We start from the raw sequence: 26,637 nt of genomic DNA, 5'->3' as shown, positions 1-26,637 counted from the left end.
CTCGAATGAGCTGGTTTTATGCTTGTTTCACAAAGACGAGTTCTAAATCACTGGATAAATCAGGTCGGTAGTCAAAACCGGCGAAACTGAGCTTGCGAGCTTGTTCGACTGTTTGGACTTGCCCTTCTATCAAGGCAGTCAAAAAGGCGCCACGTGCTTTTTTTGAAATAGTTGAGTGAATCTTCAGCTGGCCTGCCTTGTCCTCCATAAATTTGAAGGTCACCATCTTTTCTCTAATTTCCTTCGAAAATACAGTTTCAAACTCTAATGATAGGAGTGAAAATATCAAATCCTCATCCTGTAGCGCATCATCGTAGGCTGACTGCCAATGAGTCTTTAAAGTCTTACCAGCAACTTTTAACTTCATCAAGAAGTCCAAACGGTGAGGAGCCATGGGCGACAAGGCAGGGACAACACCGTAAAAAGCCGAGGTAATCAGGACATGATTTTCAAGATAGGTTTGTTCAGCCTCGGTTAAGCCATCTCGTTTGATGTGGCGATACATGAGACCGTCAAAGAGTTTCAAGGCTGGATAGTTCTTAGCACTGTGATCTTTTAGAGCTTGAATATGGCCGTACTCTTCAACTGCTTTCTCGGCAGATACCTTATAAAAGGTCTCTAATTCACTAGCTGAGTAGTACGCCAGTGAGTCAAGGACCGCCTGACTTTCTTCCCTCAAGGGGAGCGCTTCGATACAAGGGTGGTCTATGTTCATTTCTTTTGCTGTTGGGATTAAAATTTTCATATTGTTAGTGTAGCATATTTTTCAACCACTACCAAGAATTTCATCTTAAAAACCTCGGTTCATACCGAGGTTTCTCTGTTTATTTTGGCCATCCTAACCAGATAGCCACGAGTACAAGGGTTGTGCCAGCTAAGCTTGTTAAGATAGATAAGAATTTATCTTTTTTCTCCTTGAACTGAGAAAAACCTATCTTCCAAGCGAACAATCCAAGTAGCATTGAAGCAACCATCAAATAAAAACCCATTTGTTTGTTCTCCATTAGTCTTAATTTACCTTATTATAACATATACTTTCTGAGAAAACTTATTTTTATACTCAATGAAAATCAAAGAGCAAACTAGGAAGCTAGCTGCAGGCTGCTCAAAACACTGTTTTGAGGTTGTGGATAGAACTGACGAAGTCAGTAACCATACCTACGGCAAGGCGACGCTGACGTAGTTTGAAGAGATTTTCGAAGAGTATTATTGTACTTTAAAGGTCTTGAGGTAATTATCTTTTCCAACTTGACCTTCAAAGGATTGGCCATTTTCGAGGTAAGGAAGGTCATCCGATACCGAAGCCTTGACCTTATAAATCTTGCCATCAACTTTGAAGAAGTAGACAGTATCTCCTTTGATGACAGCTGATTTAAGATCTGAAACCACTCCCTTGATACTTTCTACCGTTTCGTTATCCAGCTCGAGGTCGTTTTTATTGGCATACTTGCTGAGGAGTTCATCTACCGTAGTTGCTACGATGACGTTTTGGTACTCCACGGCATCGACCAATGCATACTCCTTTACCAAGCCTGCATTGTCCTTCAAGCCCATGATATAGAGAGGTTTGTCATTGAGATTGACAAGAATAGGGAAGGTAGCCTTGTAGGCCTTCTCTTGCACTGCTCCTTCTGCGGAAGCACGGGCAGATTCTTCGGTTGCTGAAGCTAGGTTGTACTTGGTGATTTCACCAGTACGCATATTTTCAAGGATAAATCCTAGATTACTTTCGTCAGCATTTGCTGAAGTCACCCCCGTGTAGAGATAAATGTCATTTCCGATAGAAAGATAGTTATAGCCCTCGGTCGTTTGGGTAGCATTTTTCTTAGAAATCAAGGCATTCCAGAAGCCGTCTTTATACTTGCCGTTGTAGTTGATTTGCTCGATGGTTTCTTCAGCTGGATAGACACGATCCACCCATTCTGGCACATCATCCAAGCTGTATTCCTTGGTTTCTCCATTGGTGGCGTCTAAGATAATAACAGACGAAGGGCGAGGGACTCCTAGACCAAACTGCTTTTGATAAACGGTTGCTACATAGAAGGGATTGCCTTCATCATCCACCTCAAAGGATGGCGTTTTAAAAATCTTGGTTGGGTACTTGAAGCGCAAGTGACGTTTGACGTCTCGGTTAAAATACTCGGAGTCCGAATACTTCATCGGCGTTTTTAAATCCACCAATTCCGCATTTCCTGTCACCATATCAACCTTGATATACTCACCAATCCCCTTGGACTGATTATTAAACCATTTGATCGGGTCGGCATACTCCAAAGGAGTCACCCGATAAGGTTTGCCATCAACCGTTAGCTGAGTGTAGGTATCTGCTGCTACGTACTGAGATACCTTATCCGTCAGAGATCCTAGATAACGGTCTCCAATCTTTTCTGCAGTGCTCCGATCTAGGATTGGAACCTTACTGGTATCACTCTTAGGAAAATCTTTAAAATCTTTTTCTGTAATGGATACCACATTAGCATAATTTTTTGCTTGGAAAAAGCTAGAAGTTACTAAGCTTACCAGACCAGCAAGGGCAAAGATGAGTCCTGCAGTCAGAAACAATCCTCTACTAAGTTTGGTAAAAAGGAATCCTTCTAGATTGAGATCTTTGGTAGCCTTGCCATGGCGTAGGTGAACTGTCTTGAGGAGATTGGTATCCTTGCGGAAACTAAACAAAATCCCCATCACCACCAAATGCCCACAAAGAAAGAAGATAAATTCCCAACTAGTAAGATTAAGTGGCGGCAAAAAGATATACCAAGTCGTTGCGATAAAAACAAGTTCAAAAAGTATACGTTTCATTTGACTTCCTCCTAAATAATCCGTCCTTCCAAATGATCCAGTTCATGTTGACAGATCTGAGCTGGAAAACCCGTCAGCGTAATGGTCTGCTCCTGCCACTTACTATCACGATAGGAAACTGTAATCGTTTCATAACGAGTCGTCGGTCGCACCCCAGTCAAGGACAAACACCCTTCCTCTGTCTCGTAAGGTCCTTTGTAGGAAAGGAGAACGGGATTAAACATGACCATAGGAACCAAGCCAAGATTAAAGATAATGACACGCTTCTGCACGCCAATCATATTTGCTGCCAGACCAACACAGGTCTCGCGATTAGCCAGCAGGGTATCCTGCAGATCTCTAGCCAGATAAAGGTCTTCCTGACTTGCCGCTTTCGAAACTTGCGACAAGAATAAGACATCTCGGACAATTTTCTTTTCCATTCTCTTTCACTCCTTGCTATTTTACTTTATTATAGCACAAAAGAGGATAACTTCTAACCATTCTCCTCAAATGCAAAAAAAGCCATCCGAAGATGACTTTCTTTTTAAATCGCGTTCTTATCAAGACCAAGTTTACGTTGAACAAACTTGACGATTTCTACGATAAGTATCATTGAGAAGCTTCCAGCTAGAACAATACCCCATTGTGACAAGTCTAGTTTGGTTACGTGGAAGATACCTTCAAGCGGTTCTACAACGATTGTTGCCATCAAGAGAATGAAGGAAACCAGGATAGACCAGTTAAAGGTCTTAGACTTGAAAGGACCAACTGTCAAGATAGATTGGTAAACAGACTTGACATTGTAGGCGTGGAAGAGCTGAATCAAACCAAGTGTTGCAAAAGCCATCGTCAGGGCATCCGCATGAATGGCAGTATTGTCCCCAATATGAACAGGGTTAGCAATAGCATAGCCGTAGACTGCAAGAACCAAGGCACCTTGAAGCACGCCTTGATAGATGATGGAGCTAAGAACCCCACCTGAGAAGAAGCTAGACTTACGGCCACGTGGTTTATGGCTCATAACACCTGGCTCTGCAGGTTCTACCCCAAGAGCGATAGCTGGGAAGGTATCGGTTACCAAGTTAATCCAGAGAAGATGAACAGGTTGCAAGACATCCCAACCAAAGAGAGTCGCAAGGAAGATAGTCAAGACTTCTGCAGTGTTGGCTGAAAGTAGGTATTGGATAGTCTTTTGAATGTTTGAGAAGACCTTCCGTCCTTCCTCTACCGCAACAATAATAGTCGCAAAGTTATCATCCGCAAGAATCATGTCAGAAGCTCCCTTAGAAACCTCTGTACCAGTGATTCCCATACCGATACCGATGTCGGCTGTTTTCAGAGCTGGCGCATCGTTAACACCGTCTCCTGTCATGGCAACAACCTTACCTTGATTTTGCCAAGCTTTGACGATCCGAACCTTGTGTTCTGGCGATACGCGAGCATAGACAGAGTACTGACCAACCACTTTTTCAAATTCTTCATCAGAAAGTTCATTGAGTTCTGCACCGGTCAAGACATGGTCTTCGGTATCTCCTTCTTCAATGATTCCCAAGCGTTTGGCAATGGCTTCTGCTGTATCCTGGTGGTCACCCGTGATCATGATCGGACGGATTCCCGCTTCCTTGGCGACACGAACAGCTTCTGCAGCTTCTGGACGCTCAGGATCAATCATTCCAATCAAACCAGTGAAGATCAAGTTGTTTTCAAGCTCTTCAGAAGTAAGATTTTCAGGAATACTATCGACAATCTTATAGGCACCTGCAAGGACACGCAAGGCTTGGTGGGCCATTGCGGAGTTATTGGTATGGATCAAATCTGTCACTTGTCCATCGATAGCTGCAATATCGCCCGCCTTATCGCGAGAAACACAGCGCTTCAAGAGTTGGTCTGGTGCTCCTTTAACAGCTACGAGGTAACGACCGTCCGGCAAGGGGTGAACCGTTGACATCAGCTTCCGGTCAGAGTCAAACGGCAATTCAGCCACACGCGGATACTTTTCTAAAAATCCTTTGACATCATAACCCTTGTCCAAGGCATACTGGATAAAGGCTGTTTCAGTTGGGTCCCCGATGAGGTTGCCTTCAACGTCAATCTTGGTATCATTAGCCAAAACAACTGAGCGAAGGAGCGGCATTTCAAGCCCCAGCTCAATCTCTTCCTTAGAATCATGCAAGACACCATCGTAGAAAACTTTTTCGACAGTCATCTTGTTCATAGTCAAAGTTCCCGTCTTATCAGATGCGATAATCTCTGTTGAACCAAGTGTTTCTACTGCTGGCAACTGACGAACGATTGAGTTTCGTTTGGCCAAAACTTGAGTACCAAGGGCAAGAACGATGGTTACGATAGCAGGAAGCCCTTCTGGAATAGCCGCCACGGCAAGGGCAACTGAAGTCATCAACTCACCAAGTGGATTTTTCCCTTGAATGAAGACTCCAACTACAAAAGTAACAAGAGCAATGACCAAAATTGCATAGGTCAAAACTTTAGAAAGGTTATTTAAGTTTTGCTTGAGCGGTGTGTCTGTCTCATCCGCATTTTGGAGCATACCTGCGATATGACCCACTTCAGTATACATACCTGTATTGACAACAACACCAAGACCACGACCATAAGTCACATTTGAGTTTTGGAAGGCCATATTGACCCGGTCTCCGATTCCAGCATCACTAGCGAGTTCGACTGTTAAATCTTTCTCAACAGGAACAGACTCACCGGTTAGGGCTGCTTCTTCGATTTTGAGGGAGTTAGCCTCTAGCAAACGAAGGTCAGCTGGAACCACGTCACCTGCTTCCAGAGCTACGATGTCACCAGGAACCAATTCCTTGGAATCAATCTCAGCCATGTGTCCATCACGCAAGACCCGCGCAGCTGGACTGGACATGGATTTGAGGGCTTCGATGGCTTCTTCTGCCTTACCTTCTTGGTAAACCCCAAAGGCGGCATTGATGATAACTACTGCTAAGATGATGATAGCGTCCGCAATATCTTCCCCACCTGAGGTCACGACTGATAAGACTGCTGCAATCAAAAGGATAATAATCATTAAATCCTTAAATTGCTCAAGAAACTTCATCAAGAGTGACTTTTTGGCACCCTCTTCAAGTTCGTTGCGTCCATAGGCAGCTAAGCGTTTCTGCGCTTCGCTAGACGAAAGACCTTGCTCAGTTGCTTCAACTGACTTCAAGACTTCCTCAGGACTTTGAGTATAAAACGCTTGGCGTTTTTGTTCTTGGGACATGTGTCTCCTCCTTTACATATCTAGGCTCCTTTGTTTGCAGCAAAAGACAAACAAAAAGAGACCTGTTAGCAATAACAAGTCTCGCTGTTTAAGATAGCACCGGAAATAAATTTCGAAATGACGATACTACCGCAGTTCTCTGCCAGCTACTCCCTTGAGTAGTTCTATTATAGCAAAATTTGAAAAATTTTCAATGATTAAAATCAGATGAAACACTATCTGGATCAAAAGTACGTTCACTGATAATATATCTAGGACGACGTTTCGTTTCTAAGTAAATCTTTCCAATATACTCACCAATTACTCCCAAACTAATCAATTGGACTCCACCAAGTAAACTAACTATTGCATAGGTGCTTGCCCAACCAGCCACGACTGTACCAGCAAACTTACTCCATACAACCCAAATAATCAATAGAAAACTAAAGAGTGACGTCAAAACACCAAGACTTGTAATCAACCGAATCGGTTTAATTGATAAACTGGTAATACCATCCATAGCCAAACCAAGCATTTTAGATAGTGGATAATGGCTCTCACCAGCAATTCGTTCATGGCGCTTATACGAAACGTAAGAATATTTAAAGCCAACTAAAGGCATTAAACCACGAAGAAAAAGATTGACCTCAGTGAATTTTTCTAATTCCTTCAAGAATCTTTTAGAAACCAATCGATAGTCGGCATGATTAAAAACGACTTCTGCTCCAAATAGGCGTAAAACTTTATAAAAACCTTCAGCTGTAATTCGTTTAAAAGCAGAGTCCGTATCACGGTTATCACGTACACCGTAGACAATTTCAGAACCGCTTTTATATTCTTCAATCATTTTATCCATACAATTGATATCATCTTGTCCATCAGCATCAATTGTAATGACAATATCAGCAAACTGAATAGCCTCATACATGCCTGCAAGGACACTACTTTGATGCCCCCTATTACGACTTTGTGATACACCAACCACAGAAGGAATGGAATTAGCATAACTTTCTATCAGTTCCCAAGTCCGATCCTTACTACCATCGTTTACATACATAATTTTACTATGGGGATGGATTTCTTCTTTCTTTACTAATTGTTCAATTTTTTCAACAAACATTGGATTAGTATGCGGTAAGACTTGTTCTTCGTTGTAACATGGAACAACGATATATAAAATTGGCTTGTGTCTACTCATCTCTTTCTCCTAATCTTTTTATCCCAAAAGGAAAGTTGGTTCCTCTAAATATCCTGACTATCAATTCACAGCCCAAAATTGTTAATATAACTACAAAAACTGTCGTTATATATTGATTAACAAAAATTCCAGTATATTTCGTAGACAATTCTTTAACTAATTTTTCTACTAAGACCAGAACTATCGGCGAATGTACTCCATAATAAATCAACGTTTTTTGGCCGATTGATTTCAAAATGGAACTCTCTGGAATTGTTTTAAAAAATATAAGAACACTCCAAATTCCTGAAATAGCTGCCAAGTAAAATAAGAAATGATTCCCAATTTGCTGATAATACAAATCAACAATTTGATAGCCACTCACTCGATAGTTTAGTTTACTGCTATAATTGGTAAGAATAAGTCCAATCGGCAAAAGGTAAATTGAAAAATACTTTTCTAATTGATGTAAATTATTCTTAGTCCATACTCCCAGCAAGATGAAAATCAGAGCAACAGGAACTAAATCAATATTCCAAATTAAATAATACTCCCTCTCATATACCTTCTGTCCGAGATAGACCAAAACCAAGAGAGATAAGATTATTATCACCCACTGGCTCAAATTCCATCTTCTCTTTAAAATAAAGTAACTGAAAACATGAGCCAAAAACATTACATTCAAAAACCATAATTGAAAATAAATATGCAAACGATCTGCAATCAGTAACTGTTTTATAAAATGAAGAATATCAAAACTCAGAACCTGATCAGGGTACATAACAAAAAGTTGAAACAGAAAAACAAAACTATTTAGCAAGAAAAAAGGAATAACTAAACTCTTTACCTTATTTAAACAATAGCCTGAGAAGGTTTCGTATTTTCTAACATTCAAAGTAAAACCAGATAAGAAAAAGAACAACGGTATATGGAATGAATAGAGAAGCAACTTTGCATTATTTGGAACGAAGCTACTATGTCCAATGATAACTAATATAATTGCTAAACCTTTAGACATATCTATGTAACCAATTCGGTTCTTCATACTATCCTCCTGTTCCTAATTTTAAACGATAAACGCTCATATCTGAAGTGACAGATTCAACTTCCTCAAAGTAAACATCCTTCTGATAATGTTCTTTCATAATTTTTTTAACACTATCCATATTCCCTGAGGAAGTGGACCAAAAGAAGAGAATATTCTGATTGTTGATTGCAGAAGACAACAGATTTTCAGGTTCTTCAACTCCGTATCGCTTCATTTGTTGATAATAATGAGGAGAAAAAGTTTGCCAATTTCCTAATGTAGTTGTATTTGTCACTAACTGATTGGATCTTAATTTAAAAGTTGACAATGTAGGTTGTGAAGAAACCAAAGTGCCATATCCACCGAAAACAATAAGTTTATCCGAATTTCTCTGTACAAGATTTTGGTACTCTGAGACTACTGACGATTGAATATAGGGAAACCAATACAGTTCTTGTCCAAGCTGATTTATCCATACTGCTCCTCCTAGTATTCCCATTATTTGTAAGCTAAGGAACACCTTCCTCTTATCAAATAAACGTCTTTTTTCATAAAATGATTGAGCATAGAAAATAAATACTACTAAGAAGCATACTATTAGAGGGATATATACGCGCTCTACTACCCTCTGTCTAACAAAGAGAGCTCCAATCAAAAGTAAGGGGGAAATCGGTACAAACCATCCGTATAGCTTCTTAGACTTAAAAATCAAAAACCAACTAATCAGTATTAAAGAGAAGGTTGTCAGAATACTATTCTTAAAAAAATCTGATATCATCTGAGGCAGATTAAACGAGTACTTCTCTGAAAGGGAACGAACAGACTGAATGTTTGTTAAAAGAGTATTGCTTAAGGCTTTTTTTTCAGCAAATAACCAGTAGGTGGAGACATTCAAATCATTCTCACTTACTCCCAAAGCTTCAAATTCATTCGCATGTCTTTGATAATCAATAGCAGGATAATCTCTCAAATTCGTACTTAGGCTATTCCATGTCAAATATTCCTGTACGTCAGCTTTCCCTAGTGTATATAGTTTATTGGAAGCAAAAATCAGTAAAATGACGCTAAATAATAAAACTATTTCTTTTCTTTTTTTAGAAGATATCCACTCAAAAAGCAGAAAAGGGAATAACAGTAAAATAAAGCTTGATATAATTTGAGGTCGAATGGATAAACCAATGAACAATAGTGATAGTCCTGAAATGTACCTTTTGTCAAATAGTAAAAAAGTAGCCGCTGTAGCTGATAAATATGCGATAACGGAAAAAGAAAAATATTTAATAAGTATCAATTGGGCTAAAAACACAATTGGAAGCAAAAGATACAGTTTTTTCTTATAAAAAAAGATAGCATAGACACCAAAACTAATACAATAAATACTAACTAAAAAGATAAAAAAAATATTCCAATCAGTAAAAATTTTTTGAAGAAAGACCAACCCTGTAGATAATAAAATTCCTACATAGGGTAATAGCATATTCTCCCCAGATAATATAGTTTGATTCACCATGATATCATCTACTACAGGATATTCAAAACCTCTCATTGATATATATAGATAAAAAAATAAAAATGGTAAAAATAAAAACTTAAGCTAAGTAGCCTACTGATCATATTTTTATTTATCATTACAAGCTCTCTTTCGAATAAATATTACTCTTCAATTCTACCACATTTCCTTATAAAAAACTAGCTCATATCCAACCTTGTAAGCCTATATCGTTTGAATTTTCCTTTGAAAACCAGTATAATGGTAGAATGCTATGTCACTAGAAAGGAAGCTGAATGAAACAACCTGTCTCAAACCTCAAACTGGCCGAACGGGGGGCCATCATTAGCATTTTGGCCTATTTGGTCTTATCAGCTGCCAAGTTAGCGACAGGCCATCTCCTATCCTCCTCCAGTTTGGTGGCAGATGGTTTTAACAACGTATCCGATATTATTGGAAATGTTGCTCTCTTGATCGGGATTCGGATGGCGCGCCAGCCTGCAGACCGTGACCATCGTTTTGGTCACTGGAAGATTGAAGACCTGGCTAGTCTCATTACTTCCATCATCATGTTTTATGTAGGGTTTGATGTCCTTCGTGACACCATCCAAAAAATCCTCAGTCAAGAGGAAGCGCTTATTGATCCTCTGGGGGCCATTCTTGGAGTGATCTCAGCTGCAGTCATGTTTTTGGTCTACCTCTACAACACCCAGCTCAGCAAAAAATCCAAGTCCAATGCCCTCAAGGCGGCTGCCAAGGATAATTTATCAGACGCTGTGACATCCATCGGGACTTCCATTGCTATCCTAGCTAGCAGTTTCAACTATCCGATTGTGGATAAAGTGGTCGCTATCATTATCACTTTCTTTATCTTAAAGACAGCTTACGATATCTTTATTGAGTCTTCCTTTAGTCTTTCAGATGGTTTTGACGACCGTCTGCTTGAGGATTATCAAAAGGCTATCATGGAAATTCCCAAAATCAGCAAGGTCAAGTCCCAACGGGGCCGCACCTACGGCAGCAATATCTACCTTGATATCACCTTAGAAATGAATCCCGACTTATCTGTCTATGAAAGTCATGAGATTGCAGATCAGGTCGAATCCATGCTGGAAGAGCGCTTTGGGGTTTTTGATACCGATATTCACATCGAACCAGCTCCCATACCTGAGGACGAGATTTTGGACAATGTCTATAAAAAACTGCTCATGCGTGAGCAATTGATTGACCAAGGAAATCAGCTAGAAGAACTCCTTGCTGAGGACTTTCTCTATATCCGTCAAGATGGGAAGCAGATGGATAAAGAGGCTTATAAGTCTGAAAAAGAACTTAAAGCTGCTATTAAAGATATTCAAATCACTTCCATTAGTCAGAAAACCAAGCTCATTTGCTATGAGCTAGATGGCATCGTCCACACCAGTATCTGGCGTCGCCATGAGACTTGGCAAAACATCTTCCACCAGGAAACTAAAAAAGAAGACAAACAATGACCCTATCCAATGGATAGGGTATTTTTAATTATTTTACTTTAAGCAAAGACAGACTATGACGGTTTGGAAGATTTGCTTTTCGAAGCTTGTTTTGCCTTTTTTCTTGCTTGACGATTTTGTTCGATGCGCCATTCTCTTTCATAGTACTTCATGGCATCATAGACCCTTTCAGGAAGTCCTACATCTAGTAGAAAGATAGGGATAATTAAATCTGATGACGGATAAAAAGGGAGAACCCTTCTCTTCAGCAGAGCTAGAAAGGATTGAGATTTCACATTTTCCTTGTTTTTAAAATAGACTTCAATCCGATAAGAATCCCTATACTTCCCTCGGATCCGAGAGAAGGAAAAGTCCTCTACATCTGCCCAAGCGTAGAAATGACTGGGTTTCTTTGGATTCGGTTTGTAGTAAACCCCCTCAACTGTGCATTTCAAATATTCCTTATCGGATCTTAACAGTCTGTATGTCTGATAAATGACTACTCCAACGCAAAAAAGTACAACCAGCATTAACAAAAGACTTATCGTATGAAGTTTGCTCCCTTTTTCCGAATACGAATAGAGATAAGAGAGAGGCAGCAAGAAGAAAAGCACTGAAGCCAAGCCAAACAAGGCATTCCAAATGATTTTCCTAGGACTACGTTTTATGATTTTTTCTTCCATCAAGCCAACTCACTTAAGTATTCATAGCGTTCGTATTTTTCAAGGAGTTCTTCGTTTTTCTCCTCTAGCTCTTTTTGAAGCGTCGCCAGTTTGCCAAAGTCAGAGCCGTTAGCCTGCATTTCCTCTTCGATAGTAGCGATACGATTTTCCAAGGCTTCAATATCGCCTTCAATGTTTGCCCACTCTTGCTTTTCTTGGTAGGTCATGCGTTTCTTATCTTCTCGAACTTTGACTACTTTCTCCTTTTCGGCCTTTTGCACTTGATTAGTCATCTCTGTTTCAAAGGCTTTTTCATCTAGGTAGTCGGTGTAATGACCAAAGAAAGGCCGAATCTTGCCATCCTCAAAAGCGAGAATCTTGGTCGCTACCTTATCCAGGAAATAACGGTCATGGCTAACTGTCAATACTGGCCCTGCAAAGCCCTGCAAGAAATTCTCCAAAACTGTCAAAGTTGCAATATCTAGGTCATTGGTCGGCTCGTCCAAGAGAAGAACATTTGGTTTTTCCAAGAGCAGTTTGAGGAGATAAAGGCGTTTTTTCTCTCCCCCAGACAATTTCTCAATCAAGGTTCCATGGGTTGAACGTGGGAAAAGGAACTGCTCCAGCAACTCAGCGATGGAAGTCGTAGAACCACCACTGGTCTTGACCTCCTCTGCTACTTCCTGCAAGTAATTGATAACGCGCTTGCTCTCATCCAATCCTTCAATTTGTTGAGAGAAATAAGCGATGCGAACCGTCTCACCGATGATCACTTGACCTTTAGTCGGATCAAGACTTCCTGCAATGAGATTAAGCAGAGTTGACTTCCCGACACCGTTGTCCCCAACTATTCCGATACGGTCTTTAGCTTGCACCAATAGATTAAAATCTTGCAAAATCGGCTTGTTCTCATAAGCAAAGGAAACATCTTTAAACTCGATGACCTTCTTACCAATACGGCTAGTTTCAAAGTTCATGGTCAAGTCTGTTTCAGCTGTCGTTCCAGAAACTTCCTTTTTCAAATCATGGAATCGATTGATACGAGCTTGTTGCTTGGTCGCACGCGCCTGCGGTTGTCTGCGCATCCAGGTCAATTCTTGCTTATAAAGTTGTTCTTCCTTGTGGAGAAGGGCAGCGTCACGCTCATCTTGTTCTGCCTTGAGGCGAACATAGTCCTGATAATTTCCCTGATATTCCGTCAATCCAGCTCGGTCCAACTCAAAAATCCGTGTTGACAGTGCATCTAGGAAATAACGATCGTGGGTGATAAAGAGAACGGTCTTCTTGGAATTTTTCAAAAAGAGGGTCAGCCACTCAATAGTCGCAATATCTAAGTGGTTGGTCGGCTCGTCCAGAAGCAAGAGGTCGTGGTTTCCTAGGAGAACTTGCGCCAACTGAACCCGTCTTCTCAGACCGCCTGACAGTTCCCCAACTGGAGTGGACAAGTCCTGAATACCCAACTTACTGAGAACGGTCTTGACCTGACTCTCAATTTCCCATGCTTGGAGGGAGTCCATCTCAGCCATGACCCGTTCCAGACGAGCCTGCTTGTCCTCGCTATAGTTGAGCATGATCAATTCATACTCACGAATGAGCTGAATTTCCTTGAGATCGCTGGAAAGAACCGTATCCAAGACCGTCTTGCTATCATCAAAATCTGGATTCTGAGTCAAGTAGCCAATCTGGTAATCATTCTTAGCTGAAAAGGGACTGACATCCCCATCAAAGCCAGAAACACCAGAAAGAACATCTAAAAGAGTGGTCTTCCCTGTTCCATTGACACCGATTAGACCGATTCTGTCTAGGTCATGGATGATAAAGGAAATATCCTTAAAAACGGTCTTGTCACCGACGGATTTACTTAGTTTTTCAACGATAAAATCACTCATTTTCTCTCCCTCAGGTAAGCATGGATAGCTTGACGATCATTTTCCAACTCTCCATCGACAATGGCAAACTCAATCTCTGTTAAAATCTCTCCCAAGTCTGGTCCTGGCTGGTAACCATATTCCTTAATCAAAATGCCACCGTTAATCTGGATTTCTTTCTTATCATGAATGGTCAAACTATGGTAAGTTTCTGTGATGGCTTGTGGGTTGACTTCTTTTCCTTGGGCCTGACGAAGACTTTCAGCTTGTAGAAGGGAATCCAAGTCAAAGCGGTAACAATCGCGCTTGCTCAGCTCTCCTTCTTCTCGCAAAGCCAAAACAGTCAGCAAATCTTGTACTTGCTTGGCAAACTGGCGTGAGGTTTTCCAAGCTTTCAAAAATGGCTGCGCATTTTTAATCTCCAAAGCCCACAACAGAGCCGCCCAGGCTTGTTCAGAAGATTCAAAAGTGAAATCAGTCTCCAAATCAAACAGTCTGTTGAGCTTGTCCTGGCTTCCTGCCATATCTGGAAGATAGTCATAAGCTCGACTCTCAATCATGGAAGCCAGACCAACTCGCCAAAAAGGTGCCAGCAAGAGTTTATCAAACTCAACGAAGGTGCGCTCCACAGAAATTTTCTCCAAAAGTGGCGTCAAGGTCTTCATCGCCATAAAAGTTTCTGGCTCAAGTTTAAAACCTAGACTAGCCTGAAAACGGAAACCACGCATAATACGCAGAGCATCTTCGTTGAAACGTTCACTAGCCACTCCAACTGCTCGCAAGACTTGGTTTTTCAAATCTTCTAAACCATGGAACAAGTCAATGATTTCGCCTGTCTCATCCAAGGCAAAGGCATTAACTGTGAAATCACGGCGCTTGAGGTCTTCTTCTAGCGAACGCACAAAGGAAACCGCACTGGGTCTGCGATAGTCTACATAGACATCTTCGGTCCGAAAGGTCGTCACTTCATATTCCTCGTCCCCATCTAGGACCAAGACAGTTCCGTGCTCAATTCCAATATCGGCTGTTCGCGGAAAAATCTGCTTGGTCTCCTCTGGATAGGAAGAAGTAGCGATATCCACATCGTGGATGGGACGATTGAGGAGGGCATCTCGAACAGAGCCCCCAACAAAATAGGCTTCAAAGCCTGCTTCTTTAATTTTTTCTAATACTGGTAAAGCCTTCTGAAATTCAGAAGGCATTTGCGTTAATCTCATAATAAGTGTTCTAATCCATAGACAAGCTCATGACGCTTGACAACTTCTTTAATTCCCAAATTGACCCCTGTCATGAAGGAGCTACGATCATAGGAGTCATGACGGAGGGTCAATCCTTCTCCTTGATTGCCAAAGATGACTTCCTGATGGGCTACCAAGCCTGGTAGACGGACTGAGTGGATGCGCATGCCATCAAAATCAGCACCGCGGACACCTGCAATCAATTCTTCCTCATCAGGCGCACCTTGTTGGATAGACTCTCGCACTTCTGCCATCAGCTCAGCCGTTTTGATAGCTGTTCCGCTCGGAGCATCTTTTTTCTTATCATGATGGAGTTCGATAATCTCCACATTTGGGAAATATTTGGCAGCCTGCGCCGCAAATTGCATAAGCAAGACAGCTCCCAAGGCAAAATTAGGGGCAATCAAACCACCCAAATCTTGTTCACGGGAAAATGCTTTTAGTTCTGCAATTTCTTCACTAGTAAAGCCTGTTGTTCCAACTACTGGAGCAAAGCCATTTTCAAGAGCAAAGCGTGTATTTTCGTAGGCAACGGCTGGTGTAGTAAAATCCACCCAAACATCCGCTTCAAAACCAGCCAAGTCAGCCTTATCATTGAAAACAGGAATTCCCTGCCATTCTGACTCAGACTCAAAAGGATCCAAAACTGCTACCAAGTCCAAGTCTGGATCAGCCAAGACCATCTGACAAGCAGCTTGACCCATCTTCCCCTTAAAACCGGCAATAATTACTCGAATACTCATCTCTACTCCTGTCTAAGATACAAATCCTGCAAGAACACAAAGTGAAAATAGGAGCTCTGATCAAGGAGTGTCTACTCCTTGGAAGAACTATCTTTTTCACACAGGGTTCCAGGCGTGTTCAATTATCAAGATACAAAGGACGTTAGCTGCCCATGAAAAATAGGGAATGGCGCTGACTTTCCATGAAAGGCAAGACAGGCATCTTTTTTCAAGAGGCAGGTAGGCCGTGTTCAATTTCTAAGATACAAAGCCTGTAAGAACAATTTAGACGATTGGTGTATAGCTCAAGGCGATACTACCTTCTCCAAGGTGGGTCCCAATGACACTACCAAAGGTTTCAATTGGAATCTCCGCAGTCACACCACTCTCCATCAAAAGCTGACGTAAATCCGCTGCCTTTTGAGGAGCATTGCCATGGATGACTGTTATACGGTAATTCCCATCTTTTGTCGCCCCCTTGATGATTTCCACCAAACGTTTGATTGCTTTCTTTTCTGTACGAACTTTTTCGTAAACTTCAATCACTCCTTGGTCATTAAAGTAAAGGATAGGCTTGATACTGAGGAGATTTCCTAAGATAGCTGCTCCATTTGACAAACGTCCTCCCTTAACCAGGTGGTCGAGGTCATCTACTATGATAAAGGCTGAATTATCAGCAATTTGAATCCCCAACTTCTCCTGAATCTGGGCAAAATCATCACCTTGTTCTGCCCATTCAAAAGCACTCTCTACCATAAATCCTAGAGGGGAACTTGTGATATGGGTATCTGGAAAGGCAATGTTCAAGCCATCATACTCATCCAACATGTATTGGATGTTCTGATAAAAGCCTGAAATTCCTGACGAAAGAAAGAGTCCCAAGACATGGGTATACCCCTCGTCTTTCAAAGAACTAAGAATCTCATCCAATTTGGCAATACTCGGTTGACTAGTTTTAGGCAATTCTACAGACTGAGCCATTTTTTGATAAAATTCCTCAGCAGTCAGATTGACACCTTCAACATACTCCTCCCCATCAATATTGACAGGAATATCCAAGATAAATAGATTCTCTCTTTGCAGCGTCTTCTCCTCTAAATAGGCTGAAGAATCTGTAATGACAGCTAATTTCATGACTAAAACTCCAAATTGATCCCTGGAAGATCCAAGGCGATTTCTGTTACTTCATACGTCAAACGATTAAGCATGTTCAAACATGGACGTGCCAAGGTTTCGACTTCTTCTTGGTTAAATTCGCTTGGTTCGTTAACAATGCGACCTTCCACATGGTTAACTTGGGAAATCGTTCCGCTGATGACAAATTTGTCAAAGACAATCATGAAACTCAAGATAACAACAAGCGAAGTCACTTGGTTTTCTTGGTCATGTTGGAGCAACTGAAAGTTCACGTCTACCTTGGTTTCAGGAGCTCCATTTTCATTTTCCCATTCAAAGTTACGAGCATCAAAGTGATACTGGCTAACAAATTCTTGTTCTCGTTTAAGATTCATTTTTCTCTCCCATTACTACAATTTACTATGCAATTGTACCACATTTTTATCATTTCATCTAGCTTTCTAGGCTTTAGTCAATTCCGATTTCATCTTTAACAACAGCAGCAATCGTATCTACGTAGTAGTTAACTTCTTCTGTCGTAGGAGCTTCTGCCATGACGCGCAAGAGGGGTTCTGTTCCACTTGGGCGGACAAGGATACGACCGTTCCCTGCCATTTCTTCTTCCATCTTTTCGATGATTGTCTTGATGGCTGGTACTTCCATGGCTTTCTCTTTCATAGCATTTTCCACTCGGATATTGACCAGTTTTTGTGGGTAAATCGTCACTTCTGATGCCAGTTGAGACAAGCTCTTGCCTGTTTCTTTCATGATTTTAGTCAATTGAACAGCTGATAATTGACCATCACCTGTTGTATTGTAGTCCATCAAGATAACGTGGCCTGATTGTTCACCACCAAGGTTGTAGCCTGATTTTCTCATTTCTTCAACGACATAGCGGTCACCAACAGAAGTCACTGCCTTGTTAATACCAGCACTCTCCAAGGCCTTATGGAAGCCAAGGTTAGACATAACGGTTGTCACGATGGTATTTTGAGCCAACTGGCCTTTTTCAGAAAGGTATTTACCGATGATGTACATGATCTTATCACCATCAACGATGTCGCCATTTTCATCAACAGCAATCAAGCGGTCACTGTCTCCGTCAAAGGCCAAACCAATAGCTGACTGGCTTTCTTTGACCACTTCTTGAAGAGCTTCTGGATGTGTAGAACCCACATTCAAGTTGATGTTAAGACCATCTGGTGTCTCACCGATAACAGTTATTTGAGCCCCAAGGTCTGCAAAGATTTGACGAGCACTCGTAGACGCTGCACCGTTGGCTGTATCCAAGGACACTTTCATTCCTTCAAGAGGAGTTCCAGTTGAAACAAGGTAACCTTCATACTTACGTAAGCCTTCTGGATAGTCCACTAAAGTTCCCAAGCCTTCGGCACTTGGTCGAGGAAGAGTGTCTTCTGTAGCATCTAGCAAGGCTTCGATTTCTGCTTCTTTTTCATCATCAAGTTTGAAGCCATCCCCACCAAAGAATTTAATTCCATTATCAAGGGCTGGGTTGTGGCTAGCGGAAATCATGACACCTGCACTGGCTCCCTCGGTTTTTACTAAGTAAGCTACTGCTGGTGTTGCAAGGACACCGAGTTTGTAGACATGAATCCCTACAGAGAGGAGACCTGCCACTAAGGCTGATTCTAACATTTCTCCTGAGATACGTGTATCACGTCCTACAAAGACTTTAGGGGCTTCCGTTTCATGTTGGCTAAGAACATATCCACCAAAACGTCCCAGTTTAAAGGTCAATTCTGGCGTCAGTTCTACGTTTGCTTCTCCACGGACTCCATCGGTCCCAAAATATTTACCCATTTTATTTATCATCCTTTTCTACTGTTTTATTTAGTCCTGTTTAGACGAGTCTGGTTTCGTTTCTGAACTCGTTGAAGACGAACTGTTGGTTGAAGAGCCCGTTGACGAGGTCGTTGACGAAGAACTCGAGCTAGACGATACTGTTTTGGTTGTAATTTTCATTGTAGTGTCAAATGGCATAATGACGCTTGGTAAGACATTTCCATTTTTATCAACTGCTTGTAGTGGAACAGAGGCCGAGTAGTTACCTGTTATCCGTTCACTTGTCGGCAAGATGGCAATGACACGATCTACTCTAGAGAGAGTCTCCTCGTCACTAATAACCGTTACTTTTTCATCTGACACAGTGACTGTATCAATTTTCACACGAGAATCAATCTGGCTAGGATCAATCTCCGGCACAACGATTACATTATCACGTTTTGCTTTTTTACCAACCTTCACTGTTATCTTTTGCGGAGTTGCAACAGCCGTCAAACCACTCGGTAAATTTTCAATGGTTAGAGGAACCTCGATGGTTCCTACACTAGCATTGGTTAAGTCAGCTTTCACCTTAAATTTTCGAGTGCTTTCCTGCATCTCGCTCGCCAATGCAACTCTGTTTGACCCTGTCAGAAAGACCGTCACTTCAGAAGTAAAGCCACTAATAAAGTACTGTTCACTGTCGTACTGAATATCGATTGGGACATTAAGAACCGTATTGGTATAGGTTTCCGTCCGCACTTGTCTGGCACTGTTGCTATTCTGATAGTTTGTAGAAGTCGCATAGATAAAGAGAATGCAAGCGAAAAAGAAGGAAGAAATGATATAAAAACTATTTTTTCTCATGTTTCCATCCTCCTAGTAAGCGATCTTTCAAATCACGTTTTTCCTCTGATGTTGGAAGCAAGATTCTTCTTAACTCCGATTCAAACTCTTCCAAGGTCAAATCGTGCTTAAAGACTCCATTATAGGTGATGGAGATTCCACCCGTTTCTTCCGAAACCACAAAGGTAAGAGCATCTGATACTTCCGACAAACCAATTGCCGCCCTGTGACGTGTCCCAAACTCCTTGGAAATTCCAGTATTTTCAGTCAGGGGTAGGTAGGCTGAAGTTACGGCAATCCGATCTTCTCTGACAATGACCGCTCCATCGTGTAAGGGAGTATTGGGAATGAAAATATTGATAAGTAATTCAGCCGAAATCTTAGCATCTAGAGGAATCCCTGTTGAGATGTATTCCTGCAAGGTTCTCACGCGTTGCACCGCTACCAGAGCACCAATCTTACGCGGACTCATGTATTCAACTGATTTCACAAAGGCACGAACCATCTGCTCTTCCGCACTAATGGGGGCATTGGAGAAGAAATCCGTAGCCCGACCCAATCGCTCCAAACCAGTTCGAATCTCTGGTGAGAAGATAACCACCGCTGCAATCACCCCGTAGGTGATGATCTGATTGATCAACCAGGAAATAGTCGTCAAACCAATCATATTGGACAGAATCTGACCTAAAATAAAGACCAGGACTCCCCGCACCAATATCATGATTTTGGTCCCTGCAATCGCTTTGGTAAAATGGTATAAAATATATGTCACAATGAGAATATCAATCAGATTGGTGACTATTGTCCAAGGGCTTGAAAACAAACTCGTCCAGTATTGCAAATTGGATAATGGTTGAAAATTCATCCCTGGCCTCCTCCCTGTCAAAACACTTTCTGTACCATTATACCATTTTTTGCCCATTTTTTCCCTATCCTACCTCATTTTAAATTAAGCAAAAATATGATAAAATAAACTGACTAGAAAAAACGAAGGAGAAATCATGTCTCAACTCTATGATATTACCATTGTAGGCGGTGGTCCAGTCGGGCTCTTTGCTGCCTTTTACGCCCACCTACGCCAAGCAAAAGTCCAAATCATCGACTCCCTTCCCCAGCTCGGTGGTCAACCTGCCATCCTCTATCCTGAGAAGCAAATCCTTGATGTGCCCGGTTTTCCAAACCTTACTGGAGAAGAATTGACCAATCGCTTGATTGAACAGCTAAACGGCTTTGAAACACCTGTTCACCTCAACGAAACTGTTCTAGAAATCGAGAAACAAGAAGAAGGTTATACAATTCAAACTAACAAAGGAAGTCACCTGACCAAAACCGTTATCATTGCCATGGGTGGTGGTGCCTTTAAACCACGTCCACTCGAATTAGAAGGTGTTGAGGGCTATGAAAATATCCACTACCACGTTTCCAACATTCAGCAATACGCAGGCAAGAAAGTGACCATCCTTGGTGGCGGAGACTCAGCAGTGGACTGGGCTCTGGCTTTCGAAAAGATTGCCCCAACTACTCTCGTTCACCGCAGAGATAACTTCCGCGCCTTGGAACATAGTGTGCAAGCCCTGCAAGAATCATCTGTAACCATCAAAACACCGTTCATTCCTAGCCAACTTATCGGAGATGGAAAAACACTCGATAAACTAGAAATCACCAAAGTCAAATCAGATGAAACCGAAACGATTGAGGTAGACCACCTCTTTGTCAACTATGGTTTCAAATCATCTGTTGGCAATCTTAAAAATTGGGGGCTGGACCTCAACCGTCACAAGATTATCGTTAACAGCAAGCAAGAGTCTAGCCAAGCAGGTATCTATGCCATCGGCGACTGCTGCTACTATGAAGGTAAGATTGATTTGATTGCGACAGGACTGGGTGAAGCTCCAACTGCTGTTAACAATGCCATCAACTACATTGACCCAGAACAAAAAGTACAACCAAAACACTCAACCAGTTTATAAGAAAAGAACCACGAATCAACGATTCGTGGTTTTATAGTTCATCTGCTATAAAAAGCAACTTACTGGAGTTTTACTTTAAAAAGCAAAAGTCTACTTTGTACCATTTAAAGATTTTGGATATTCTTTACTTTTCGTTTCTATAGTTTTAACTACTTTTGTAGAAAATTCTCCCTTCATCGAACTATCAATGTTTTTCGAAACTTCTTTCAAACTTTCTTGAGCACTTAATAGAGAAATCTTCATATATTTTTCTGTATCTTTTTCTATAGTGGAAATACGAGCTTTTTTTGCTGGAGCCAAGATATTTTTTATAAATGAACGTTCTAACTCTTTTTCTATATTTCTTAGTGCTTCCTCTCCCCCTGCGAAAAAATCATTAATGTAATCAACTACATTCGCCATTACTTTTTACCTCGTTCTTCTAAACGTCGTTGTTGCTCCTGAGCTCTGGCAAACTCATCTTCTAAGATACGGTGTTGCCGCTTGTAATCCTGTTCGAGCTCCAATTCTTCTTGTTCGAGTTGCCCTTGTCTATTTCGATATGCCATCTCGATTTGCTGACTAAAGTTGGATGCGAGTTGATTGGATTGATAACGCCATTCGGTTGTATCTCCACCTAACTGGTCTAAGGTATGGGAAATGATTCGATGCTTTTCATCAATCATATGACGCAATTGTTGAAATTTATAATTGGCCTCTTCGTACTGATTTTCGATTTTTTTATAAGAACGTCGATAGTCATCCTCACATTCTTCCAAACGTTGGCGCTTTTTCCTAATTTCATCCTCTATCATATCAAACTCTCCCATTGCTTAAATTCATTAGCTAATTCCCTATCTTCATCTAATTTTTTCTGAATACCATCTTTGATTTGCTTTTCTAAATCTGTAAAATCTTTCTCTAATTGTTTCGCAGTATCAAGAACTGGAGTAAACCTCTTTTGAATGACACCAACAGTTGTTTCATAAGTCACTCCTCCATCAGAATAGGCAACCTCTGTTTCGTACGGACTTAGGATAAAGCCCCAAGGAACATTACTACACGAAACAAGCACTTCACTCGCATCTTGAACACCACCATTATATATTTTTTTTGAGAACATCTAGTTCTTCTGTTACAATATGGCAAATACCTGACGCCGTTAGCTTAGCTTGTTCAGAGTCTAGAAAGATTCGCTCACTTGATGTAACCCCATCAGAAGCTAGGCTCTTCTTAAGTCTTTTGAAACTCTCCATTTTAATCAGAAAGTTGTTATAAGCAACTGTACTGGTATTAGAAAGAATTTTTATTTTCCCATCCTTATCCAAGCGATAACCATAGGTCATATGCTGATTTACAAAATCTTCTTGTTCACTATCTACATAATAAACCATACCTACAGAACCGATACTGCCCTTCGAAGGATCTCTTCCCACCATACTAATCTTATCTTTAGGGTCAGCATAGTTGTAGATACGTCCTTTAATCTGATCGACAATTTTTCTCTGTTTGGGGCTAAGGATTCGGTAGACATCAGGGCCGTTGTAAATATAAGCCTGTTGGATTCGCTCGATTTGGGCCGCTTCTAGGTCAGCCATAGCATACTGAGCATCCATAGATCCAAGAGAATGCCCATAGATGTTAATCTTGGCATTAGGATATTTTTCCATGACATCTTTTAAAGCTCTGGCAGAAGCCTTTAGCTGCTCGGTAGAATTGTCTCGGTCGCTGGGATTGCTTTGCATTACAATTCTCTTGGCTATAACTGCATCATTTTCAGCCCAGTCATTCCAGACATCTGCTGTTTCTTCCCAAAAATGATCTGGGCCCGTAGAACCACGAAAAAGGACCGTTACTTCCTGTACATCCTCAGCTTTTTCATTGGGATTTTTTACAACTGCATAAACCTGCTCGCCAGCTCCTGTGGTATTATCATAGACTTGGGTGACATACCCTACATTATGATTGTACTGAGTATTGACCTCATATTTATCTTTTTTCATGTTAGGTTGGTACTCTGTCATAGCTATCTGGAGATGAGGATCATTAATATATTTTTCCACCATTACTATTATTCCTCTTTTTTATAATATTTATCACGAGTCTGCCAAAATTTAGGCGTACTTCCATAAAATGCTGAAGTATAATCTCCATCAGATCCTCCAATTAAATTATAATCCACAAGCATTTCTTCATCATCATTGATTATTAAAGAAACCATCAACCCACCCATTGGATTATAACTTAATGAATCTAGTTTCACTTGATAGGAATGTACGAATCCTTTCTCAGTAAAAGCATAAGGGTCTTCTCTCTTCAAATATTCTTCATAAACCTTCTTCGCCTCATCACTGGTCGCGATGGCAATCATTTCTTGTTTCTTTTGGTATTGGTGCATGCTACAACCTCCTACTGCGATTCCAATTACTGCTAAAATACTGATTAAAATAATCATACTTTTTTTAGGTTTTTTCATGGTGCCTCCTTTATGCTACAGTATAACTCATCTATAGTATACCATAGATTATGGAGTTGGCTTCCTTTAAAATTCTTCTCAATTTAATAACCTCAAGAAAATAACCACGAATCAACGATTCGTGGTTTTATAATTCATCTGCTATTTTATTGATTTTTCTGAGTCTGTGGTTGACACCACTTTTGGTTAGGGGAATGCTCAGGATATCCGCCAACTGCTGGATAGAGTAGTCTGGATGCTGAATCCGCAACTGCGCTACCTCTTGCAAATCCACGGGTAAATTTTCCAAACCCATTCTATCTTTAATTTTACTGATATTATTGATGATCTTCATACTAGCAGAAACTGTCCGAGCGATATTAGCTGTCTCGGCATTATTAGCCCGATTGAGATCATTACGGGTTTCACGCAAAATCTTGACGCGCTCAAAATTATCACGCGCCTGCATGGCCCCAATCACGATCAAGAAATCCATGATGTCTTCTGCACGCTGGAGATAGGTAACTGCACCTTTCTTGCGCTCAATAACCTTGGCGTCCAGCAAAAACTGCTGAAGGAGAGAGGCCAATCCTTGGGCATGGTCCAGATAAACAGAACTAATCTCCAACTGGTACTTCCCAGATTCAGGATCTCGGATGCTACCATTTGCAAGAAAGGCCCCACATAAGTAAGCACGACCAGCTTCTTCATCTGCTAAAATATCGGGATCAATGCCCGTCTCCAAACCAAAGAAGGAATCCGCAAGCCGCAAATCAGCTAAAAGCCCCTGCACTCTCTCATCTGTATAGACCGTGTAGACACGATTCTTACGAAGATTGCTTCTCTGATGGTGACGAATCTCTGACTTGATCTCATAAAAATGGAGAAAGGACTCATAAAGGTGCCGAGCTAGCTTAGCATTTTCGGTCACGACGGACAAGGTCAAGCCTGAAGTAGAGAGACCGATACTGCCAGACATCTTGATGATGGCCGATAGTTCATAACGACTGAGATGGTGTTGACCAAGAATTTCTTCTTTTACTGCAACTGTAAAACTCATTTTCTCACCTGTATAATGCGCATCAATTCATCTACAATCAAATCGCCATCATGGAAGGCACCTCCATTTTCCAAACGAAGGAAGTTGGATGAAATCACACGAGGAACCTGCTTGCAAAGACCAGCAAAGTCATGCTCTACCTGAACCAAATATTCATCAAAACGGTTGGTATCCATGTATTCTCTAGGAACCTTTTCGATATTAACCAAGACCGTATCAATAAAAGGCCGACCTAAGTGTCGATGGAGGACTTCCACGTGGTCACTGTCTGAAAAGTACTCTGTTTCCCCACGCTGGGTCATGATATTACAGACATAGGCGATCTCTGCCTTAGTCTCCAAGAGAGCCTGCCCAATCTCCTCAATGACAATATTGGGCAAAATCGATGTAAAGAGGGAACCAGGCCCCAAGACAATCATATCACTCTCGAGAATAGTATTGACTACTCGACGGCTGGCTTGCGGTGTTTCATCATCCAAGGTATTGGTCACATAGACATGGTCGATCATGCCTGGATGATCTGCAATGTGGCTCTCACCTGCCACTTCAGAACCATCTTTAAAGACTGCATGCAGTGTCAGAGGCTGATCGCTTGAGGGGTAGATTTTTCCTGTTGTGTGGAAAAAGAGACTTAGCAGCTGCATGGCATTATAGGTCGAACCCTGCATTTCAGAGAGCCCTGCTATAATGATATTTCCTAGCGGATGACCCGCAAAAGCTCCAGCCTCTTCTGAAAAGCGGTACTGAAAAACCTTCTCATAAAACTTAGGCATATCCGACATGGCTACCAGAACATTGCGAAGATCACCTGGTGGTGTCAGCTGTTGGATATTCTTTCTTAGTTCACCAGAAGATCCACCATCATCAGCTACCGTTACGATGGCTGCGATATCAACATCCTTTTCTCGCAAGCTTTTCAAAATGACGGGGATACCAGTTCCTCCACCAATTACCGTTATCTTTGGTTTTCTCATGAACGGTTTACCGTTTCCTTTCTTCTGTCTTTGTCACGATGGCTTTCATTGACAGGCCAGTTTTTAGCAAGGTCCTCAGCGATTCGTTTTGCAAAGGCAACACTACGGTGTTGTCCACCTGTACATCCTACTGCAATGGTTAAAACAGACTTGCCTTCTTTTTTGTAACTTGGCAAAATGGGCTCAATCAAGGCGAGTAAGTGCTGATAGAAACTTTCAGACTCTTCATGATTCATCACATAATCATAAACTGCTTGATCCTCACCTGTCTGATTGCGGAGTTCAGGGAGATAGTAGGGATTTGGCAAGAAACGGACATCAAAGACCAAGTCTGCATCGATCGGGATACCATACTTGAATCCAAAAGACATGACTTCAATACGGAAAGACTGGGCTTGTTCTTGGTCCGAAAATTGCTCAGCAATGGTTTTACGGAGTTCACGCGGAGTGAGTTCGGTCGTATCCACCACATTTTGACTCATATTTTTCAAAGGTGCCAAGAGCTCACGTTCCAGCTTGATGCCATCTAAAATCCGACCATCTGCTGCTAGAGGGTGACTTCGTCTAGTTTCCTTATAGCGTGCCACCAATTCCTTATCTGCTGCATCTAAAAAGAGAATTTTGAAGTCCAAATCGTCTTGGTTTTCCAATTCATCCAAAACTGCCTGAATCTCTGAAAAGAAGGAACGGCTCCGCATATCCACTACCAAGGCCAGTTTGTGGTCATCATCCTTGGTCTCTACCAACTGCAAAAATTTTGGTAAGAGGGCTGGTGGCATATTGTCAATGGTAAAATATC

The 26,637-nt window shown here is 41.4% G+C and carries 25 protein-coding genes and 1 pseudogene; 2 read left to right on the top strand and 24 right to left on the bottom strand.

Annotation, left to right across the window (positions count from 1 at the left end):
* Nucleotides 1-16: 16 nt before the first annotated feature.
* The 8 genes from yaaA to SORDD15_RS00850 form a co-directional block, all read right to left on the bottom strand.
* Nucleotides 17-745: a peroxide stress protein YaaA gene (gene yaaA / locus SORDD15_RS00890; RefSeq protein WP_061413557.1), complete on the bottom strand. Its 729-nt coding sequence runs from the start codon at nucleotides 743-745 to the stop codon at nucleotides 17-19.
* A gap of 79 nt (nucleotides 746-824) precedes the next feature.
* On the bottom strand, nucleotides 825-989 hold the full coding sequence (locus SORDD15_RS00885) for a DUF3953 domain-containing protein (protein WP_061413554.1): 165 nt from the start codon (nucleotides 987-989) through the stop codon (nucleotides 825-827).
* A 217-nt stretch (nucleotides 990-1,206) separates the two neighbouring features.
* Nucleotides 1,207-2,802: a hypothetical protein gene (locus tag SORDD15_RS00875; protein WP_061413553.1), complete on the bottom strand. Its 1,596-nt coding sequence runs from the start codon at nucleotides 2,800-2,802 to the stop codon at nucleotides 1,207-1,209.
* 11 nt (nucleotides 2,803-2,813) lie between these two features.
* Complete coding sequence (locus SORDD15_RS00870; RefSeq protein ID WP_061413551.1) at nucleotides 2,814-3,224, bottom strand: peptide deformylase; 411 nt, start codon at nucleotides 3,222-3,224, stop codon at nucleotides 2,814-2,816.
* 104 nt (nucleotides 3,225-3,328) lie between these two features.
* Nucleotides 3,329-6,025: a cation-translocating P-type ATPase gene (locus SORDD15_RS00865; RefSeq protein WP_061413548.1), complete on the bottom strand. Its 2,697-nt coding sequence runs from the start codon at nucleotides 6,023-6,025 to the stop codon at nucleotides 3,329-3,331.
* 190 nt (nucleotides 6,026-6,215) lie between these two features.
* Nucleotides 6,216-7,202, bottom strand: a complete 987-nt coding sequence (locus SORDD15_RS00860; protein ID WP_061413546.1) for a glycosyltransferase family 2 protein — start codon at nucleotides 7,200-7,202, stop codon at nucleotides 6,216-6,218.
* Nucleotides 7,195-8,226 carry an acyltransferase family protein gene (locus tag SORDD15_RS00855; RefSeq protein ID WP_061413544.1) on the bottom strand — a complete coding sequence of 344 codons (1,032 nt, stop codon included), beginning with the start codon at nucleotides 8,224-8,226 and terminating at the stop codon, nucleotides 7,195-7,197. Before SORDD15_RS00855 ends, SORDD15_RS00860 begins: the two co-directional genes overlap by 8 nt.
* Before the next feature lies 1 nt (nucleotide 8,227).
* Nucleotides 8,228-9,718, bottom strand: a complete 1,491-nt coding sequence (locus tag SORDD15_RS00850) for a hypothetical protein (RefSeq protein ID WP_231097604.1) — start codon at nucleotides 9,716-9,718, stop codon at nucleotides 8,228-8,230.
* 275 nt (nucleotides 9,719-9,993) lie between these two features.
* Between SORDD15_RS00850 and SORDD15_RS00845 the strand changes: the two genes are divergently transcribed.
* A complete protein-coding gene (locus SORDD15_RS00845; protein ID WP_061413542.1) occupies nucleotides 9,994-11,187 on the top strand; it encodes a cation diffusion facilitator family transporter in 1,194 nt (397 codons plus the stop codon).
* 53 nt (nucleotides 11,188-11,240) lie between these two features.
* On the opposite strand, the gene SORDD15_RS00840 is transcribed toward SORDD15_RS00845, so the two are convergent.
* The 9 genes from SORDD15_RS00840 to cdaA form a co-directional block, all read right to left on the bottom strand.
* The gene (locus SORDD15_RS00840) at nucleotides 11,241-11,852 is read right to left on the bottom strand and encodes a hypothetical protein (RefSeq protein WP_061413540.1); all 612 of its coding nucleotides are present in this window, start codon (nucleotides 11,850-11,852) and stop codon (nucleotides 11,241-11,243) included.
* Nucleotides 11,849-13,717, bottom strand: a complete 1,869-nt coding sequence (locus tag SORDD15_RS00835; protein ID WP_061413538.1) for an ABC-F family ATP-binding cassette domain-containing protein — start codon at nucleotides 13,715-13,717, stop codon at nucleotides 11,849-11,851. The genes SORDD15_RS00840 and SORDD15_RS00835 overlap by 4 nt, the downstream gene beginning before the upstream one ends.
* A complete protein-coding gene (locus tag SORDD15_RS00830; RefSeq protein ID WP_081102326.1) occupies nucleotides 13,714-14,913 on the bottom strand; it encodes a CCA tRNA nucleotidyltransferase in 1,200 nt (399 codons plus the stop codon). Before SORDD15_RS00830 ends, SORDD15_RS00835 begins: the two co-directional genes overlap by 4 nt.
* Nucleotides 14,910-15,677 (bottom strand): 4-hydroxy-tetrahydrodipicolinate reductase, encoded by a 768-nt coding sequence (dapB, locus tag SORDD15_RS00825; RefSeq protein WP_061413534.1) that lies wholly within the window; start codon nucleotides 15,675-15,677, stop codon nucleotides 14,910-14,912. Before dapB ends, SORDD15_RS00830 begins: the two co-directional genes overlap by 4 nt.
* 264 nt (nucleotides 15,678-15,941) lie before the next feature.
* A complete protein-coding gene (locus SORDD15_RS00820; RefSeq protein ID WP_061413532.1) occupies nucleotides 15,942-16,790 on the bottom strand; it encodes a DegV family protein in 849 nt (282 codons plus the stop codon).
* Nucleotides 16,791-16,792: 2 nt separating this feature from the next.
* Nucleotides 16,793-17,167, bottom strand: coding sequence for a DUF1149 family protein (locus SORDD15_RS00815; RefSeq protein WP_001050092.1), 375 nt, complete (start codon nucleotides 17,165-17,167; stop codon nucleotides 16,793-16,795).
* Between the two features lie 73 nt (nucleotides 17,168-17,240).
* Nucleotides 17,241-18,593: a phosphoglucosamine mutase gene (gene glmM, locus SORDD15_RS00810; RefSeq protein ID WP_061413530.1), complete on the bottom strand. Its 1,353-nt coding sequence runs from the start codon at nucleotides 18,591-18,593 to the stop codon at nucleotides 17,241-17,243.
* Nucleotides 18,594-18,623: 30 nt separating this feature from the next.
* A complete protein-coding gene (locus SORDD15_RS00805; RefSeq protein WP_061413528.1) occupies nucleotides 18,624-19,421 on the bottom strand; it encodes a CdaR family protein in 798 nt (265 codons plus the stop codon).
* The gene (gene cdaA / locus SORDD15_RS00800; RefSeq protein WP_061413526.1) at nucleotides 19,408-20,265 is read right to left on the bottom strand and encodes a diadenylate cyclase CdaA; all 858 of its coding nucleotides are present in this window, start codon (nucleotides 20,263-20,265) and stop codon (nucleotides 19,408-19,410) included. The genes SORDD15_RS00805 and cdaA overlap by 14 nt, the downstream gene beginning before the upstream one ends.
* Before the next feature lie 136 nt (nucleotides 20,266-20,401).
* On the opposite strand from cdaA, the gene SORDD15_RS00790 reads away from it, so the two are divergent.
* The gene (locus SORDD15_RS00790) at nucleotides 20,402-21,370 is read left to right on the top strand and encodes an NAD(P)/FAD-dependent oxidoreductase (protein ID WP_061413524.1); all 969 of its coding nucleotides are present in this window, start codon (nucleotides 20,402-20,404) and stop codon (nucleotides 21,368-21,370) included.
* A gap of 90 nt (nucleotides 21,371-21,460) precedes the next feature.
* Here the strand turns inward: SORDD15_RS00790 and SORDD15_RS00785 are convergent, their stop codons facing one another.
* The 7 genes and pseudogenes from SORDD15_RS00785 to rapZ all read right to left on the bottom strand — a co-directional run.
* A complete protein-coding gene (locus tag SORDD15_RS00785; RefSeq protein ID WP_061413522.1) occupies nucleotides 21,461-21,772 on the bottom strand; it encodes a hypothetical protein in 312 nt (103 codons plus the stop codon).
* Nucleotides 21,772-22,164, bottom strand: coding sequence for a hypothetical protein (locus SORDD15_RS00780; protein WP_061415613.1), 393 nt, complete (start codon nucleotides 22,162-22,164; stop codon nucleotides 21,772-21,774). The genes SORDD15_RS00785 and SORDD15_RS00780 overlap by 1 nt, the downstream gene beginning before the upstream one ends.
* Nucleotides 22,161-23,415, bottom strand: a pseudogene (locus tag SORDD15_RS00775) (Mbeg1-like protein). Before SORDD15_RS00775 ends, SORDD15_RS00780 begins: the two are co-directional and overlap by 4 nt.
* Nucleotides 23,416-23,420: 5 nt before the next feature.
* On the bottom strand, nucleotides 23,421-23,825 hold the full coding sequence (locus tag SORDD15_RS00770; RefSeq protein WP_061413520.1) for a DUF1310 family protein: 405 nt from the start codon (nucleotides 23,823-23,825) through the stop codon (nucleotides 23,421-23,423).
* Between the two features lie 127 nt (nucleotides 23,826-23,952).
* Nucleotides 23,953-24,864, bottom strand: coding sequence for a DNA-binding protein WhiA (whiA, locus tag SORDD15_RS00765; protein ID WP_061413518.1), 912 nt, complete (start codon nucleotides 24,862-24,864; stop codon nucleotides 23,953-23,955).
* Nucleotides 24,861-25,838 carry a YvcK family protein gene (locus SORDD15_RS00760; RefSeq protein WP_001231060.1) on the bottom strand — a complete coding sequence of 326 codons (978 nt, stop codon included), beginning with the start codon at nucleotides 25,836-25,838 and terminating at the stop codon, nucleotides 24,861-24,863. Before SORDD15_RS00760 ends, whiA begins: the two co-directional genes overlap by 4 nt.
* Nucleotides 25,835-26,637 (bottom strand): RNase adapter RapZ (rapZ, locus tag SORDD15_RS00755; protein ID WP_231097601.1); only part of this gene is annotated, 803 nt, incomplete at its 5' end. The genes SORDD15_RS00760 and rapZ, both read right to left, overlap by 4 nt.

This window comes from Streptococcus oralis (genome assembly GCF_001578935.1).
Classification (GTDB): domain Bacteria; phylum Bacillota; class Bacilli; order Lactobacillales; family Streptococcaceae; genus Streptococcus; species Streptococcus oralis_R.
Note: the sequence above shows the minus strand (reverse complement) of the source record. Positions and strands in the feature narration are given on the sequence as shown.

Coding starts and splice junctions, on each gene's coding strand:
- SORDD15_RS00785 (WP_061413522.1), bottom strand. CDS start 21,772: ATGGCGAATGTAGTTGATTACATTAATGATTTTTTCGCAGGGGGAGAG.
- SORDD15_RS00760 (WP_001231060.1), bottom strand. CDS start 25,838: ATGAGAAAACCAAAGATAACGGTAATTGGTGGAGGAACTGGTATCCCC.
- SORDD15_RS00820 (WP_061413532.1), bottom strand. CDS start 16,790: ATGAAATTAGCTGTCATTACAGATTCTTCAGCCTATTTAGAGGAGAAG.
- whiA (WP_061413518.1), bottom strand. CDS start 24,864: ATGAGTTTTACAGTTGCAGTAAAAGAAGAAATTCTTGGTCAACACCAT.
- SORDD15_RS00835 (WP_061413538.1), bottom strand. CDS start 13,717: ATGAGTGATTTTATCGTTGAAAAACTAAGTAAATCCGTCGGTGACAAG.
- SORDD15_RS00865 (WP_061413548.1), bottom strand. CDS start 6,025: ATGTCCCAAGAACAAAAACGCCAAGCGTTTTATACTCAAAGTCCTGAG.
- SORDD15_RS00770 (WP_061413520.1), bottom strand. CDS start 23,825: ATGAAAAAACCTAAAAAAAGTATGATTATTTTAATCAGTATTTTAGCA.
- dapB (WP_061413534.1), bottom strand. CDS start 15,677: ATGAGTATTCGAGTAATTATTGCCGGTTTTAAGGGGAAGATGGGTCAA.
- SORDD15_RS00780 (WP_061415613.1), bottom strand. CDS start 22,164: ATGATAGAGGATGAAATTAGGAAAAAGCGCCAACGTTTGGAAGAATGT.
- SORDD15_RS00885 (WP_061413554.1), bottom strand. CDS start 989: ATGGGTTTTTATTTGATGGTTGCTTCAATGCTACTTGGATTGTTCGCT.
- SORDD15_RS00815 (WP_001050092.1), bottom strand. CDS start 17,167: ATGAATCTTAAACGAGAACAAGAATTTGTTAGCCAGTATCACTTTGAT.
- SORDD15_RS00805 (WP_061413528.1), bottom strand. CDS start 19,421: ATGAGAAAAAATAGTTTTTATATCATTTCTTCCTTCTTTTTCGCTTGC.
- SORDD15_RS00870 (WP_061413551.1), bottom strand. CDS start 3,224: ATGGAAAAGAAAATTGTCCGAGATGTCTTATTCTTGTCGCAAGTTTCG.
- SORDD15_RS00860 (WP_061413546.1), bottom strand. CDS start 7,202: ATGAGTAGACACAAGCCAATTTTATATATCGTTGTTCCATGTTACAAC.
- SORDD15_RS00790 (WP_061413524.1), top strand. CDS start 20,402: ATGTCTCAACTCTATGATATTACCATTGTAGGCGGTGGTCCAGTCGGG.
- glmM (WP_061413530.1), bottom strand. CDS start 18,593: ATGGGTAAATATTTTGGGACCGATGGAGTCCGTGGAGAAGCAAACGTA.
- SORDD15_RS00850 (WP_231097604.1), bottom strand. CDS start 9,718: ATGGTGAATCAAACTATATTATCTGGGGAGAATATGCTATTACCCTAT.
- SORDD15_RS00845 (WP_061413542.1), top strand. CDS start 9,994: ATGAAACAACCTGTCTCAAACCTCAAACTGGCCGAACGGGGGGCCATC.
- SORDD15_RS00875 (WP_061413553.1), bottom strand. CDS start 2,802: ATGAAACGTATACTTTTTGAACTTGTTTTTATCGCAACGACTTGGTAT.
- SORDD15_RS00830 (WP_081102326.1), bottom strand. CDS start 14,913: ATGAGATTAACGCAAATGCCTTCTGAATTTCAGAAGGCTTTACCAGTA.
- yaaA (WP_061413557.1), bottom strand. CDS start 745: ATGAAAATTTTAATCCCAACAGCAAAAGAAATGAACATAGACCACCCT.
- SORDD15_RS00855 (WP_061413544.1), bottom strand. CDS start 8,226: ATGAAGAACCGAATTGGTTACATAGATATGTCTAAAGGTTTAGCAATT.
- cdaA (WP_061413526.1), bottom strand. CDS start 20,265: ATGAATTTTCAACCATTATCCAATTTGCAATACTGGACGAGTTTGTTT.